The sequence below is a fragment of the Hahella sp. NS-SX17 genome (assembly GCF_057367735.1).
In genome coordinates, this window is sequence record NZ_CM170632.1 from 2,254,397 (window position 1) to 2,268,366 (window position 13,970).

The window sequence follows — 13,970 nt, forward strand, 5'->3', positions numbered from 1 at the left end:
CTTGGTCAGGATTTTGAGAGGGATAAAAACATTGAGTTGAGAGGTTGACTGGTTTAGGTGATTGGAAAAGAAAGAGTTAGGCCTTTTTGCTTACCATTTGTTACATAAGGCGACACTTCTCTAACAGACACGAAGGCGAGAGAAATTCATAATTTAACTCGTAAGGGATGACTCTTTGAGGTTGTAGTTCTATCGAACTTTCCTTGTTTCATTGAGGGGCTATATTTGGCCCCCTTTTTTTTGCCCGCCTTTCAGACTTCAGACTTCAGACTTCAGACTTCAGACTTCAGACTTCAGACTTCAGACTTCAGACTTCAGACTTCAGACTTCAGACTTCAGACTTCAGACTTCAGACTTCAGACTTCAGACTTCAGAGCTGAATACCGCTTTTATTTTTTAAATGCGATTAGGTGTTCCGCCTTGAGGCGTATAGCGACTTCCGCGTCAATTGGAAAGTCTTGGTGGCTGGGCGTCAGGGCTTCCAGTTTGCGCCCGGAGCTTAGCAGGAGCCGGTAGAGCGTTGAGGAGCCGGCGAATATCTTGTCGATAATCTTGGCTTTTTGAGGGGAGGTGGCGTCGAACACCAGGTCATCTGGACGAATCAAAACCTCGACGGCTTGTTGAGGGTTCCAGGGATAGGCTCTGTTGCCACGAATAACGCCGAGTTCTGTTTCAACGCTATCGTGTGTCGTCAATATGCCGGGTAACAGTGCGCCTCGGCCGATAAAGTTGGCGACGAAGCGATTGGCCGGTTCGTGGTAAAGGTTGTAAGGCGTGTCCCACTGCTGTAAGCCGCCGCCATGAAGAATTCCCACGTGGTCGGCCATTGCAAAGGCTTCATTCTGGTCGTGAGTCACCAGAATGGCGGTGATGTCTCGCTTCTTTAGTATTTCCCTGACATCTACGCTTAAGCGAGAACGCAATTCCGCATCCAGATTGGAGAAAGGTTCATCCATTAACAATAGTACTGGATCGGGCGCAAGTGCTCGGGCTAATGCGACACGTTGTTGCTGGCCTCCAGACAGCTGATGAGGGTATGCGTTGGCGTAGGCCGCCATTCCCGTCAGCTCCAGCATATCTTTAAGCTTTGCTTCCGTTTCCGCCGTGCCTCGATTGTGTAGACCAAACTTGATGTTCGCCGCTACGCTTAAATGGGGAAACAGTGCGTAGTCCTGAAACACCATGCCGACATGGCGCTTTTCTGTCGGCAGGGTGGCTGATGGCGTCGAAACAGGCGCGCCGTTTACTCTCACTTCTCCTGCAAACACAGGCTGAAACCCCGCCAATACTCGCAGAACCGTGGTCTTGCCGCAGCCGCTGGGGCCCAGCAAGCTTGCAATTTCACCTTTATTCAGTTGAAAAGACAGGTGAGAAATGACTGCCTGATCGGCATAGCCGCAGCTGAGATCTTTTGCCTCCAGCAGAGGCGCGTTCGCTATCATCTTACGCCTGCTTGCCGTATAGCAGGAACTCCATGAGAGCCTTTTGGGCGTGCAAACGATTTTCGGCTTCATCCCAGACGACAGAACGCTGGTCGTCCAGCATATCTGTACTGATTTCTTCGCCTCTGTGTGCAGGCAGGCAATGCATGAACAGTGCGTCGGGCGCGGCTTTGTTCATTAATTCAGGTGAAACCTGAAATGTTGCGAAGGCCTGTTCGCGCTCAGCCTGTTCTTGTTCCTGCCCCATGGAGGCCCATACATCAGTAACGACCAAATGAGCGCCTGCGACGGCGTCAGATGGGGTGCGGAATATTTTCACCCGGTCAGAATTTTGCTCCACCAGGGATTGCATGGGCTCATAACCCTCGGGGCAGGCGACAGTCAGTTCAAACCCGAATTGACGCGCTGCATTGATGTATGAATTGCACATGTTGTTACCGTCGCCAATCCAGGCGACCTTCTTGCCTCGAATAGAGCCTCTATGCTCTACGTAAGTTTGAATGTCGGCGAGTAGCTGGCATGGGTGGTAGTCGTCAGTCAGCGCATTGATAACTGGGGCTGAGGAGTATTTAGCGAAAAGTTCAAGTTTGCTGTGCTCGAATGTGCGGACCATGATGATGTCCACCATGCGCGATAGAACTCGCGCACTGTCTTCTACCGGTTCGCCGCGACCCAGTTGCGTGTCGCGAGGAGAAAGGAATATGGCTGAACCGCCCAGTTGCGCCGCCCCGGCTTCGAATGAGACCCGGGTGCGGGTGGACGACTTTTCAAAAATCATCCCTAGAACCTGGCCTTGCATTGGGGTGCAGGCTTGTCTGCTTTTATGTTTGGCTTTTAGCTGGATAGCGCGCTCTATTACATACTCCAGTTCCGCCGGGGAAAAGTCACACAATGTCAGAAAATGTCTGATGCTCATGGTGCGTTACTCGTCATTTCAGTAGGTTAAAGACAAATATAGAAGGAGAGAAAGACAGCTGTCGCTGTCTTTCAGATTGTACGGTTAAACCTACCTTGGTTTTTTTCGATCATCCGCAGCGTACAGCTTGATCAGGCGCACTAGTGTCGTCACCAGGTGTTCGGCTTCTACATCCGTCATGGTCAGTGCGGGCAGTAAGCGAATGACGCGGTCTGAGGTGACATTGATCAGCAGGCCCACGGTCTGCGCCAGTGGAACCAATTCGGGGCAGGGTTCTGTCATTTCTATTCCGATTATCAGACCTTTGCCGCGAATATCCTTGATATAGTCTGCGCCGCTGAACTCTTGCTTCAGTTTACTCAGGATCTGTTCGCCGAGAGTGCGCGCTCTTTCTGTCAGATTATTGCTTTGAATCGTCTTGATAACCGCCATCGCCGCTGCGCAGGCTAACGGATTCCCGCCAAAAGTAGAGCCATGGGAGCCAGGGTGAAACACTTCGGAGGCGCCGCCTTTGGCCAGGCATGCGCCGATAGGGACGCCATTGCCCAGGCCCTTGGCGGTAGTCACCACGTCTGGGGCGATACCGTAGTCCTGGTAAGCGAAATAGGCGCCGGTGCGGCCATTCCCGGTCTGTACTTCATCCAGCATAAGCAGCCAGCCTTTGGCGTCACACAGCTTTCTCACCGCGTGAAGGTATTCTACTGGAGCGATGTTCACGCCACCTTCACCCTGGATAGGCTCCATCAATACTGCGACGACATTGTTGTTGGCGCGGGCGATGTTCTCCAGTGTTTTCATGTCGTTGTAGGGGGCGCGAACAAATCCTGACACTAACGGTTCAAACCCGGCCTGGACCTTGCGGTTGCCTGTAGCGCTCAATGTGGCGAGGGTGCGACCGTGGAAAGAGTGCTCCATGACAATGATTGAAGGCGACTCGACGCCTTTCTTTTTGCCGTGAAGGCGAGCCAGCTTGATCGCGGCTTCGTTGGCCTCAGCGCCGGAGTTGCAAAAGAAAACACTGTCCATGCCAGCGACCTGACATAACAAATCGCCCAGCTGTTGTTGTAGAGGAACTTGGTAAAGATTGGAGCAGTGCAGAAGCTTCTTGGATTGATTGCATACCGCCTCAGAAACGGCGGGGTGTGCGTGGCCCAGTCCACATACGGCGATTCCGGTCACTGAGTCAAAATAGCGGTTGCCTTGGTTGTCGTATAACCAGCAACCTTCTCCGTGCGTAAAGGAGATGGGCAGTCTGCCATAAGTATTCATCAGGGTTGGACCGGCCATTTTCTTTGTCCTCTTATATACAACCTTAAACTCTATATATGGTTGAAAACCCTATATAACGCAAAAAGGCAGCCCCGGCTGCCTGTTCCAACAGCTATAGTATAGATAATCGTTACATATGGCAACGAAGGTCAGGGACCCCTGGCCTGGCTTAAATTTCTTGGTTTTGAAGCGATTAATTGTCCCTGAATAAGCGATTTTTTTCGCGTATACTTCCGCCCTTGAAGAAGCAAAGCGCATTATTGATAGTGTGTTACCGCTGACGTTGGTCAAACAGTCGTCGCCATGCTTAAAAACATAGTAAAATAGTCAACCAATCACTCAATGACTGTTATTAAAGGTTAGGTTTATGGATGTCATCGAAGTTATCAAAGAGCAGTTAACCAGCAACCCTGTCATTCTGTTTATGAAGGGGTCGCCGAATGCTCCTCAGTGCGGATTCTCCGCTCGCACTGTCCAGGCGCTGATGGCCTGTGGTGAAAAGTTCGCTTACGTGAATATTCTGGAGCACCCAGAAATTCGAGAGGCTTTGAAAACATACTCTAACTGGCCTACTTATCCCCAGCTTTATATTAAAGGCGAGTTGGTCGGTGGATGTGATATCGTCACTGAGCTTTATGAGTCTGGTGAGTTGCAGGGTATGGTTAAAGGCGCTGCCGTTACGGAATAACTCTGTAAGTTGGATGAATTGCCCTCTACGGCTTAGGACGCTTAGCTGGCGGGGGCGTATAGAATCTGCACCAGGTAGCTATAGCCAAATACGCTATCTGTTGCAGGAGGGCGCTGGTAAGGATTGGCGGCGTATGCGCTGCGAATCGCCGCCGCGTCTAGCTTCTCATTGCCGCTACTCCTCTCTACTTCCGCTTTAATCAGCATTCCTGTTTCCTGAAATTGCAGTTTTAGCACCACCATGCGCGGTTCTGTCAGATCGCTGTAAATGTACTGGTTATTATAGAGCCGGTTTTGCGCCAAGTGGCGAACCAAGTAAGGCCAGAATGTCGAATGGGTTGACGGTTGGCCTTTTAGCAGTTCCAGAATCGCTGAGTCCATTTCATATGTGGCGTTTTGGGGGGCGGTGGCCGGGGGGGCTTTGGTGTTTGGGGGGGCTTTGAATAAATCGCTAACCCAGTCCAGGTTTGTGCGGTTTGTATTTCTTTGGGGGACGCCGGAGAAAGTGGTTTGCTGTGAGCCTTTCCATGGAAGAGCGTCATCTGCTATGTCTTTTGAGACCCCAGGTTCTCTAGGTGTTCCGGTTTGTGCAGTGTCTCTCTGAGTGTGGGGTGGCAGGCTTTGTTCCGTGGGCGTTTTTGCGCTGAGAGTGACTGTGATCGTTTGGCTTTCTCTTGGAGAGAACGGAGTGCAAAACAGCAGGAGGAGTATGCCTGCATGAGCAAGGATAGATATAAGAATCGAGCTGGTGGGGCGTCCGCCGTTAAATTCACTGTAAGTCATAGCATTCATGGGACTTGGTGTCTGCAGTGAATTTAACTTATTTTCGGGGGCGCTAGATATGTGTTTCCGTTAGTTATGTGAAGCGGTTAGTCCTATGCCGCTTCACGCTGCTTTGCCTGACATTTTCCGTAGATTGCCGATTACTGCATCCATCGCCCTATCGAACAGAAGCCCTTCCTCCAATGCCTTCAGGCGGCCTTTGCGTAACTCATGAGCGAGTTCTCCGCGTGACTTTTCTACAACCTTCAGCCCTAGCCGGTTTACGAATATGTAAGTGTCGGAATCTTCAATTTTTGTCGATAGCTTACATCTGAAGCGGGTTCCATTAACCAGCGAGAATTCTATCCAGGCGCCACACTCCATCTCATCTACCTTGGCGAGATACTCTGCTAGCGCAGCATCCTCGTGCTCGCTTTGCCGTTCCACGGCGGTTTTGGCGGCGGGAGTGAGTTTTTGTTCTATCACCGGGGTGACGGGAATTGGGGGCTTGGGTGCGTCATTCTGCGCACTGGTGATGGATTGCTGTTTGAAGGTTTCTGTCAGCGCCTTTTTCAGCTCTCCCAGCATGTGCTCAAGCTTGGCGGAATTGTAGGATACTTCCTTTAGGCCAGCTTTGAGATTTTTGAGTAGCTGGGGGACTACTTTGACCCAGCGTTGCCTGGCTTCAACTTCTGCATGGGGTTGTAAGCACCATGTCAGTTCGTCTACCACTTTTGTGCACTGATTCAAGCGATGCTCCGTGTCTTCTTTTAAGTAGGCCAGGAACATGACACGGCTCCAGCCTCCGCGAAGCAGTTCAACGGCTACCGGAGGGAGGGGTTGTGCGGCGATTTTTTCGCTGAGAATCTGCTCTACTACCTGATGGGCTTTATGGGACTTGACGCGCCCAATTTCAGCTTCTTTGGTGCGTTGCTCAACTAGCTTGGCCTTCCTCTCTTCCCTGCTTAAATATTGGGAGAACTCCTGGTATATCTCTTCGAAGAGTCCGCTTTCGCCATTGAACTCTTCAAGGATGCGTTGTACTGCTCTGTGGATTTGTTCATAGAGTTTATCTCGCTTCTTCTCTGAGGCGTCACTCCAGCCAATACCGGCTTTCGCTAATGCGTTCAACAGTTTGCGAGCAGGGTGAGAGGGTTTGCTGAAGAAGCTTTTATCTCTGATGGCTACTTTCAGAATGGGAATTTGCAAACGGCTTATCAGTACCTGGATTGGCGCAGACAAATTGTAATCATCAAGGATGAATTCGAAAAGCATGGAAACCAAGTTAATAAGGTCTTCGTCAACTTGGTCGAGGGCTGTTGCTTTACCTGACTTTTGGCTTTCTTCAGTTAACAGCCCTTGCACTGCAGAGCGCAGGTCCAGCGCCACGACAGGGCCTTCCGCCAGATTTTCGGTGCGAACGCTATGCTGTAGTCGTGACAGGATTGAAAGTAAGTCTGCGTCAGCGATGAATTGTACGTTTCCAGAAGGCGGCGCTTGCCTTCCTCCAGCGGGGCTTGCGCTTGAGTCTGTGTGTTGGCCAGGATCAGAGGTGGAGTTTCTAAGTGCGGATAAAAGTTCTTGGACTTGCGTGAATACGTCGCCTGAGCCAGAGGAGTCATAAGTATTTGCGTCGCTTTGGGTATCAAGCGGGCGGGCGGAGACGTCTGACGTTGACCGGGGTGTCACGCGTGACTTTTTCGCTGTGTATTTTAGGTTGGGCATAATGCCCGCTTGGACCATGATCTTATTGGCTTCTTCCAGGCACTCGACCAGATTACCCATTACGTACCGGTCGAATTGCTTGTAAACAATCAGCTTTTCCTTTATCTCGATATCAAGGCCGATACAGGCGTCGGAAAAGGCTTTACAAATATGTTCTGGGTCTAGAGGGTTTACCGCATTTTCTTCTTTGGTTTCGCCATAGACGCTGGATACCCGAGTCTGGAACTGCAATAGCGAGCCGGAGAAGTTGGCTCTTGCTTTGCCGATCATGCTGTTGACGGCGACAGACTCCTCCAATGCATCATTTTGCACCAGGCTGAGAACATCGACATCGACACTGTCGGACAGTGATTCACTTGTTTTGTGCTGAGAAGGGGGTTGATTGAACAGGCGTGCGAGTTCCTGTTGGAAATGGTTTTCTATCCCTTTCCTTTTAATTCGGATCTCACGCATAGCTTCGAAATAGCGGTTCTGCTCATTGTTAGTATGAGCGTGGTTCGCTAGTTCAAAAAAAGAATCATCAACACCATCGAACATGCTGTTGAGAAAATTAAGGAGCATTGACACGGAGTGATCGCGAATACGCGTTAGCAGCTGCTCATCTGCAGGCTTGGGATGAGCTTTCGCGCGCTCGCGAATGTAACTTACACCGCTCCCCTTATTCATAAACTTCTCCTGTTGCACCCAAATGGGGCGTCAAAAACAAGCTGACAGCAGATATTGTTATTTTTTTGGATATGGGTTCGGCGGTGAGTCGTTATAATAATTGCCGTCTATTTTACGGCTTTATATACAAAAATCTACCATAAGTTACTAAAACGGTCTTGCCATTCGAAGCTGGCGTCAGCCGTTTGGTTAAACCAAGGCGGCCACACAGTTGACCGTCTTGGTTTAGGTTTAAAGGCGTCAGTTTGTGTAAACCGGGCCGATTCCAACGCTCCATATCACTACGCTGGTAGCGATAAGCGCTACCAGCATGACGAGGCCAACGGTCAGGACGCTGGTGGCGAACATAAAGCCCCTTTCCTTAGGTATCTTCATCAGAATAGGTAGACCTTCGTACAGAAGGTAGACAGAGTACGACACCCCTATCAATCCAGCGAGCATGCCTACCCAGATATTAGGGTAAACTGCTATGGCTCCCATAATAAAAAGCGGAGTCGCCGCATATGCCGCCAACTCAATACCCCTGGGCGCATGTTTGTCTACGCCGTAGGTAAGCGCCATGAAGTCAATAAATTTGCCTAGAATATAAATGCCGGACAGCATCGCTACATAGAAAAGCGCGCATAAATTAAAGGCGCTGACTTGAGTTAGTTTAACGGTTTCTTCACTGCCGATGGTCCAGCCCACTTGGGTGGAGCCGATATAGGCTGCGATTGATGGAATCAAGGCCAGCAATAGCGTGTGTTGCGCGTACAGTCGCCCAGTGGTGGAGCGCTCTTCGCGTATTGACAGCCATTCCTGATCTGGATGCGTAAAAAGACCTAATGTGTGGCCCAGGATCATATAGGAAGCCTCCTTCTTATTTTTATGGTCACTATTACTTCATAGTGTTCCGGGTATTTTTAGTCAAGAAGTAGCTTATATTTTGATCTTTTAAGCGGTCTTTTTTTATTCGCTAACTGCATATGGAGGGGCGCCGGATATTGATTTTAATGGATTTCCGGCGCGCACGAAGGGTTATTGCGGGGCGGCTTTTTTCTTCTTGCTGCTTTTAGGGGGGGCAAGTGGGTCGTGAATGATAGCAGCCTTCACGACATTGTCTTTGACCTGCTTGATCTCCACATTGTAACCGTGCAGCTTCAGGCAGGTGGGGTTTTCCGGTATTGTCTCCAGTAGCTCCATAATGAGGCCGTTGATTGTTTTGGGGCCATCTGTGGGGAGTCTCCAGCCCAGTACTTTGTTGACTGTGCGGACAGTGGCGAAGCCGTCGATCATGTACCGATTGTCGTCCAGTGGAGTGATGTCGGGACTGGTGGCGGCTATATCGGTGGTGAACTCGCCAACGATTTCTTCAAGTATATCCTCGAGGGTGGCGATGCCTTGAACGTCACCGTATTCGTCAACGACTACAGCAATACGCCTTTTTTCTTTTTGGAAGTTGAAAAGCTGCGTGTGGAGAGGGGTGCCCTCAGGAATGAAGTAAGGCTCCCGGCAGCTTTGCATGATCATCGCCTTGTTTATATCGTCCTGAGTGAGAAACTTGGCTGCATTGCGGAGGTGGAGTATGCCGATGATGTTGTTTATGTCGCCCCGGTAGACTGGCAGCCGAGTGTGTTGTGCTGAGCGCAGTTGTTCGACTATCTCGTCGATGTCATCCTCTATGTCCACCCCCGTAATTTCATTTCGGGGAATCATAATGTCCTCTATGGTGACTTTCTCCAAGTCCAGAATACTAAGTAGCATTTGCTTGTGTCGTTTGGGTATTCGAACCCCTGCCTCGTGAACCAGTGTGCGTAATTCCTCGCGTGATAAATGGTCGGCGCCTGCTTGGTACTCGGTGACTCCAAACAGGCGTAATAGCGAGTTGGAGGCAAGATTGACGCATCGTACAAAGGGGTAGAGGAGCTTTAGTAAGGGAATTAGCGCCACAGAAGCGGGAAAGGCTACTCGTTCAGGGTAGAGCGCGGCGAGTGTTTTAGGTGTGACCTCAGAAAAAACGAGGATGGTTAACGTTAGTGCCGCGGTGGCGATAGCAACGCCAGCGTCTCCCCATAGGCGAGTAGCAATAACGGTGGCGATTGCTGATGCGAGTATGTTGACAAAGTTATTTCCAATGAGAATGACGCCGATCAATTGGTCGGGGCGCTGCAATAAAGTGTTGGCGCGCTTTGCGCCTTTGTGTCCATTTTTTGCCATGTGCCTCAAACGGTACCTGTTTAAGGTCATCATTCCCGTTTCTGATCCTGAAAAGAATCCAGATAGGGTTATTAAAACAACTAGAACAATTAATAGAAATGTGGTGGATAAGTCGTTCAAGGGGAGCGTTAAACCATTTGTTGTGATTACGAAGTCATCATAGAAACGCGTGAAGGCGTGTCAAGATCAGATTTTGGGTTGAATTATAAACTCTAATGCGATCTTGCTGCCTAGAAACCCTAAGGCGAGCAATAAGCATCCGCCAATAGTTAGTCTGGCTGCAAGCAGCCCTCTCCAGCCCCATAGGTGGCGGCCAATGGCGAGTAGGGCGAAAATCAGCCAGGATAAGAGTGAGAGCGCTGTTTTGTGCACTAAATGTTGAGCGAACAAGTCTTCCACAAAAAAACTTCCGGTCACTATCGCTAAAGTGAGCAGAATTAAGCCAGTCCAAATTATCTCAAACAGTATGTCTTCGGTGGTTTGGAGAGGGGGGAGCGCTTTGACAAGTCGGCCTGTCATATGGGACTTCAATTGTTTGTTTTGGGCATAAAGAAGTGCTGCCTGCAACCCGGCCAAGCTGAAGACGGAGTATGCGATGACTGACAGGGTGATATGCGCCATGAGGCCGACGTGTCCAGGTTCAACTACTTGAGTTGGCCCTTTAAAGCTGACCGCGGCGATAACTGTTATGATTGCTATCGGGTAGATCAGAAGTTTTAGGTTGTGTACTGGTTTGATATAGGAGAAAGATACGGCCAGAGCGCTAAGAAACAGGCTTATGATGGAAATGATTTTGAAGAAGCCAAAGTCTGCGCCGAGGGATGTGGAGCTGAGTAACCAAACACTGATAGCGTGTGCAGCGACAGCTAGGAATCCGATTGCTCCGGCCAAGTGTGGGCGCTGGTGCGTTTTGCCTTCATAAACGGCGTACTGAAAGGCTGTAGCGATGGTGTAAAAGATGGTGGCGACTATGCTAAGGGTGACAACGCTCATTAAATGTAAGTCATGCCGGCTGGGGTATGTTAGCTATTCTGGCCCTGCTGGTTGTTGTCTTTGCTTAAGGAAATGAGGCGTTTCGGCTTATCTTGCGCTTACACTGAAAGCGCCGAAAGTCGCCTAATAAACAAAGAGTTGGAAAAATAGATTTCGGCCGGGTCCATTTGTTAGATGAAGTATGCCGTAGGGTTGGATATAATCCAAGCCCTTTTACGACATACCTGATTATTAAGGGGAACGCTATATGTTTGATAGTCTGACGGAAAGGTTGTCCGACAGCCTTAAAAAGATTACCGGCCAGGCGAAGCTAACTGAAGACAACATCCAGGAAACTCTCAGGGAAGTTCGCATGGCTTTGCTGGAAGCGGATGTCGCCCTCCCCGTCGTAAAAGAGTTTATCGACAGCGTTAAGGCTAAAGCAGTCGGTCAGGATGTTATGCGCAGTCTGACCCCAGGGCAGGAGTTCATTCGTGTTGTTCAGAGTGAGCTCGTCAGCGTTATGGGGCAGGCGAATGAGGACTTAAATCTCAACTGCCAACCGCCTGCTGTCATTTTGATGGCTGGTTTGCAAGGGGCGGGGAAGACTACCTCTGTGGGCAAGTTGGCTCGCTTCCTGAAGGAGCGTCGCAAGAAGTCTGTTATGGTTGTGAGTGCAGACGTTTATCGTCCTGCGGCAATTAAGCAGCTAGAGACTCTTGCGGGAGAGGTAGGGGTTAATTTTTTTCCTAGCACCTCAGATCAGGATCCAGTAGATATTGCTAATGCTGCGATTGCTGAGGCTCGCAAGCGTTTTAATGATGTGGTGATTGTCGATACAGCGGGACGGTTGCACATCGACGCAGATATGATGACCGAAATCAAGCGGTTGCATGCTGCGGTCAGGCCGATTGAAACGTTGTTTGTTGTTGACGCAATGACGGGGCAGGATGCTGCGAATACCGCCAAGGCGTTTAATGACGCGTTGCCTTTGACGGGGGTTATTCTGACGAAAGCGGATGGTGATGCTCGCGGTGGCGCTGCATTATCCGTTCGCTCGATTACTGGCAAGCCCATCAAATTTATGGGTATGGGGGAAAAGGTTGAAGCCTTGGAGCCATTTCACCCTGATCGGGTTGCGTCAAGAATTCTCGGGATGGGGGATGTTCTTTCTCTGATTGAGGAGGCTGAGCGCAAGCTTGATAAGCAAAAGGCGGAAAAGCTCGCTAAGAAGGTGATTAAAGGGAAGTCTTTCGACTTGGAGGATTTTCGTGATCAGCTTCAGCAAATGAAGAATATGGGGGGCATGGCTGGGATGCTGGATAAGCTGCCGGGAATGGGGCAAATTTCTCAGGTCGCCCAGCAGCATATGAACGATAAAATGTTTGTGCATATGGAGGCGCTGATAAGCTCAATGACTCCCCATGAAAGACGGTTTCCTGATGTTATCAATAACTCCCGTAAGCGTCGTATTGCGTCAGGATCGGGGTTGCAGATTCAAGACGTGAATCGCCTTCTTAAGCAGCATAAGCAGATGCAGAAGATGATGAAAAAGTTCAGCAAGAAGGGAGGCATGATGAACATGATGCGGGGGATGGGAGGTATGATGCCTCCTGGTGGTGGGATGCCTCCAATGGGACGTATGAGATAGAATTGGCCTCTAATTGCCAGAGGGCGAATAAAAAGGTTTTCAACGCTTGAATTATTGCGTAGAATATGCGCCCTTTCAGGTGTTGAGCCAACAACATTGGTTTTTTTACAACAGGATTCAGACTGAGATGGTTACAATTCGATTAGCGCGTGGCGGTTCAAAAAAACGTCCTTTTTATCACCTTAATGTGACTGACAGCAGAAAGGCCCGTGACGGCCGTTTCATTGAGCGTCTGGGTTTCTTTAACCCTACTGCGCGCGGCAATGATGAGCGCTTCCGTGTAGACGCTGAGCGTCTGCAGTTCTGGGTTGAGCGCGGCGCGCAAATGTCTGATCGCGTTCGTGGTCTGGTAAAAGCTGGCGCATAAGCAGATAGGTTATACACGCCGATGAGCGAAAAAATTTGCATAGGCAAAATCGTCGGTGTGTATGGCGTACAGGGTTGGTTGAAAGTTCACTCTTTCACATCTCCCCCGGAGAATGTGCTTCGGTACGCTGGTTGGGAATTGGTTCGTGAAGACGGTAGTCGCTCGGAGGCAAGGCTTCGTTCCGGAAAGCCTCAGGGTAAAGGAATCGTGATAGCGCTTGCAGGGGTGGAAGATCGAGATCTGGCCAAGGAGTTTGTTGGTTGTCAGATTGAAATTGAGTCCTCAGAGCTTCCTGTCCTAGAAGATGGTGAGTATTATTGGCGTGAGTTGGAGGGCTTGACGGTTTTTACCTCTAAGGGGGCAAATATCGGTCGTGTAAGCCATCTGATTGAAACCGGCGCTAATGATGTTCTCGTTGTTACGGGCTCTACGGAAAGTATTGATAAGCGTGAGCGACTAATCCCATATTTGCCAGGTCAGTTCATCGAGAGCATAGATCTGGATAAGAAGTTAATGGTTGTTGATTGGGACCCGGATTTTTAAAGTGTGGTTTGGTGTCATAACTTTATTTCCGGAAATGCTGAAGTCAGTTACTGACTTTGGTGTGGTTGGAAAGGCCGTCAAGCAGAGCTCTGTAGAGGTAAGCTGCTGGAATCCCCGAGATTATGCAACCGATAGCTATCGCACAGTGGACGACCGGCCGTATGGCGGTGGCCCTGGGATGTTGATGAAGGTGGAGCCATTAGAGCTTGCGCTGAGTGCGGCGAGGTCTGCGGCTCCGGCTGGAAGTAAAGTTGTTTATCTCTCTCCTCAGGGAAAGCGAATAGATCAGGCTTTAGTTCGTTCTTCTTTAACGGTTCCGGGGTTGATTCTTTTGTGTGGTCGTTATGAAGGGATTGATGAAAGATTGGTCGAGGATGAGGTCGACGAGGAATGGTCTTTAGGCGACTTTGTTCTCAGTGGCGGTGAGATTGCCGCTATGGCTATTATCGATAGTGTTTCTCGGCTTGCTCCGGGGGTGCTTGGTCACAATGAGTCTGCTGAGCAGGACTCTTTCGAGAATAGCTTATTGGATTGTCCGCATTACACCAGGCCGGAATTATATCGCGATAAGCGAGTTCCTGAGGTGTTGCTTAGCGGTAATCATGAAAAAATTAGGCGCTGGAGACTGGAGCAGGCTTTGCTTAGGACGCTTCAGCGTAGACCCGATTTGCTCGAGCAGCGTGAGCTATCCGAAGAAGAGGCTCAGATCATACAAGAGTTGCGGCGCGGGCAGTTAATATCAGAAACGTAGGATTACTTCGGATTAGTTAGGAG

13 protein-coding genes are annotated in these 13,970 nt (G+C 49.9%); 5 read left to right on the forward strand and 8 right to left on the reverse strand.

The window, feature by feature from the left end:
* Positions 1 to 389: 389 nt before the first annotated feature.
* The 3 genes from AC2IBB_RS10245 to AC2IBB_RS10255 form a co-directional block, all read right to left on the reverse strand.
* Positions 390 to 1,442 carry an ABC transporter ATP-binding protein gene (locus tag AC2IBB_RS10245; RefSeq protein ID WP_486332765.1) on the reverse strand — a complete coding sequence of 351 codons (1,053 nt, stop codon included), beginning with the start codon at positions 1,440 to 1,442 and terminating at the stop codon, positions 390 to 392.
* Position 1,443: 1 nt separating this feature from the next.
* Positions 1,444 to 2,358, reverse strand: a complete 915-nt coding sequence (argF, locus tag AC2IBB_RS10250) for an ornithine carbamoyltransferase (RefSeq protein WP_486332766.1) — start codon at positions 2,356 to 2,358, stop codon at positions 1,444 to 1,446.
* Between the two features lie 90 nt (positions 2,359 to 2,448).
* Positions 2,449 to 3,645, reverse strand: a complete 1,197-nt coding sequence (locus tag AC2IBB_RS10255) for an acetylornithine/succinylornithine family transaminase (protein ID WP_486332767.1) — start codon at positions 3,643 to 3,645, stop codon at positions 2,449 to 2,451.
* 349 nt (positions 3,646 to 3,994) lie between these two features.
* On the opposite strand from AC2IBB_RS10255, the gene grxD reads away from it, so the two are divergent.
* Positions 3,995 to 4,315, forward strand: a complete 321-nt coding sequence (gene grxD / locus AC2IBB_RS10260) for a Grx4 family monothiol glutaredoxin (protein WP_305900669.1) — start codon at positions 3,995 to 3,997, stop codon at positions 4,313 to 4,315.
* Positions 4,316 to 4,356: 41 nt separating this feature from the next.
* Here the strand turns inward: grxD and AC2IBB_RS10265 are convergent, their stop codons facing one another.
* The 5 genes from AC2IBB_RS10265 to AC2IBB_RS10285 all read right to left on the reverse strand — a co-directional run bounded on the left by AC2IBB_RS10265 (position 4,357) and on the right by AC2IBB_RS10285 (position 10,656).
* Entirely contained in the window at positions 4,357 to 5,106 is a 750-nt protein-coding gene (locus AC2IBB_RS10265; protein WP_486332768.1) for a hypothetical protein, read from the reverse strand.
* Positions 5,107 to 5,199: 93 nt separating this feature from the next.
* Entirely contained in the window at positions 5,200 to 7,467 is a 2,268-nt protein-coding gene (locus tag AC2IBB_RS10270) for a DUF1631 domain-containing protein (protein WP_486332769.1), read from the reverse strand.
* A 240-nt stretch (positions 7,468 to 7,707) separates the two neighbouring features.
* Complete coding sequence (locus AC2IBB_RS10275) at positions 7,708 to 8,310, reverse strand: Yip1 family protein (RefSeq protein WP_486332770.1); 603 nt, start codon at positions 8,308 to 8,310, stop codon at positions 7,708 to 7,710.
* A 174-nt stretch (positions 8,311 to 8,484) separates the two neighbouring features.
* Positions 8,485 to 9,753: an HlyC/CorC family transporter gene (locus AC2IBB_RS10280; protein ID WP_486333942.1), complete on the reverse strand. Its 1,269-nt coding sequence runs from the start codon at positions 9,751 to 9,753 to the stop codon at positions 8,485 to 8,487.
* A gap of 96 nt (positions 9,754 to 9,849) precedes the next feature.
* Entirely contained in the window at positions 9,850 to 10,656 is an 807-nt protein-coding gene (locus AC2IBB_RS10285) for a cytochrome C assembly family protein (RefSeq protein ID WP_486332771.1), read from the reverse strand.
* A 247-nt stretch (positions 10,657 to 10,903) separates the two neighbouring features.
* Here AC2IBB_RS10285 and ffh point away from each other — a divergent pair, with 247 nt between their 5' ends.
* From ffh to trmD, 4 genes are all read left to right on the forward strand, one after another.
* Complete coding sequence (ffh, locus tag AC2IBB_RS10290; protein ID WP_486332772.1) at positions 10,904 to 12,286, forward strand: signal recognition particle protein; 1,383 nt, start codon at positions 10,904 to 10,906, stop codon at positions 12,284 to 12,286.
* Positions 12,287 to 12,413: 127 nt separating this feature from the next.
* The gene (gene rpsP / locus AC2IBB_RS10295; protein ID WP_486332773.1) at positions 12,414 to 12,653 is read left to right on the forward strand and encodes a 30S ribosomal protein S16; all 240 of its coding nucleotides are present in this window, start codon (positions 12,414 to 12,416) and stop codon (positions 12,651 to 12,653) included.
* Positions 12,654 to 12,674: 21 nt separating this feature from the next.
* Positions 12,675 to 13,196: a ribosome maturation factor RimM gene (rimM, locus tag AC2IBB_RS10300; RefSeq protein WP_486332774.1), complete on the forward strand. Its 522-nt coding sequence runs from the start codon at positions 12,675 to 12,677 to the stop codon at positions 13,194 to 13,196.
* Positions 13,171 to 13,947 (forward strand): tRNA (guanosine(37)-N1)-methyltransferase TrmD, encoded by a 777-nt coding sequence (gene trmD / locus AC2IBB_RS10305; protein WP_486332775.1) that lies wholly within the window; start codon positions 13,171 to 13,173, stop codon positions 13,945 to 13,947. The genes rimM and trmD overlap by 26 nt, the downstream gene beginning before the upstream one ends.
* Positions 13,948 to 13,970: the final 23 nt, after the last annotated feature.

What these genes read in the sequence shown, in the direction of transcription:
- argF (WP_486332766.1), bottom strand. Translation starts at nt 2,358, where the DNA reads ATGAGCATCAGACATTTTCTGACATTGTGTGACTTTTCCCCGGCGGAA.
- AC2IBB_RS10265 (WP_486332768.1), bottom strand. Translation starts at nt 5,106, where the DNA reads ATGAATGCTATGACTTACAGTGAATTTAACGGCGGACGCCCCACCAGC.
- ffh (WP_486332772.1), top strand. Translation starts at nt 10,904, where the DNA reads ATGTTTGATAGTCTGACGGAAAGGTTGTCCGACAGCCTTAAAAAGATT.
- grxD (WP_305900669.1), top strand. Translation starts at nt 3,995, where the DNA reads ATGGATGTCATCGAAGTTATCAAAGAGCAGTTAACCAGCAACCCTGTC.
- AC2IBB_RS10285 (WP_486332771.1), bottom strand. Translation starts at nt 10,656, where the DNA reads ATGAGCGTTGTCACCCTTAGCATAGTCGCCACCATCTTTTACACCATC.
- AC2IBB_RS10270 (WP_486332769.1), bottom strand. Translation starts at nt 7,467, where the DNA reads ATGAATAAGGGGAGCGGTGTAAGTTACATTCGCGAGCGCGCGAAAGCT.
- AC2IBB_RS10245 (WP_486332765.1), bottom strand. Translation starts at nt 1,442, where the DNA reads ATGATAGCGAACGCGCCTCTGCTGGAGGCAAAAGATCTCAGCTGCGGC.
- AC2IBB_RS10255 (WP_486332767.1), bottom strand. Translation starts at nt 3,645, where the DNA reads ATGGCCGGTCCAACCCTGATGAATACTTATGGCAGACTGCCCATCTCC.
- rimM (WP_486332774.1), top strand. Translation starts at nt 12,675, where the DNA reads ATGAGCGAAAAAATTTGCATAGGCAAAATCGTCGGTGTGTATGGCGTA.
- AC2IBB_RS10275 (WP_486332770.1), bottom strand. Translation starts at nt 8,310, where the DNA reads ATGATCCTGGGCCACACATTAGGTCTTTTTACGCATCCAGATCAGGAA.
- rpsP (WP_486332773.1), top strand. Translation starts at nt 12,414, where the DNA reads ATGGTTACAATTCGATTAGCGCGTGGCGGTTCAAAAAAACGTCCTTTT.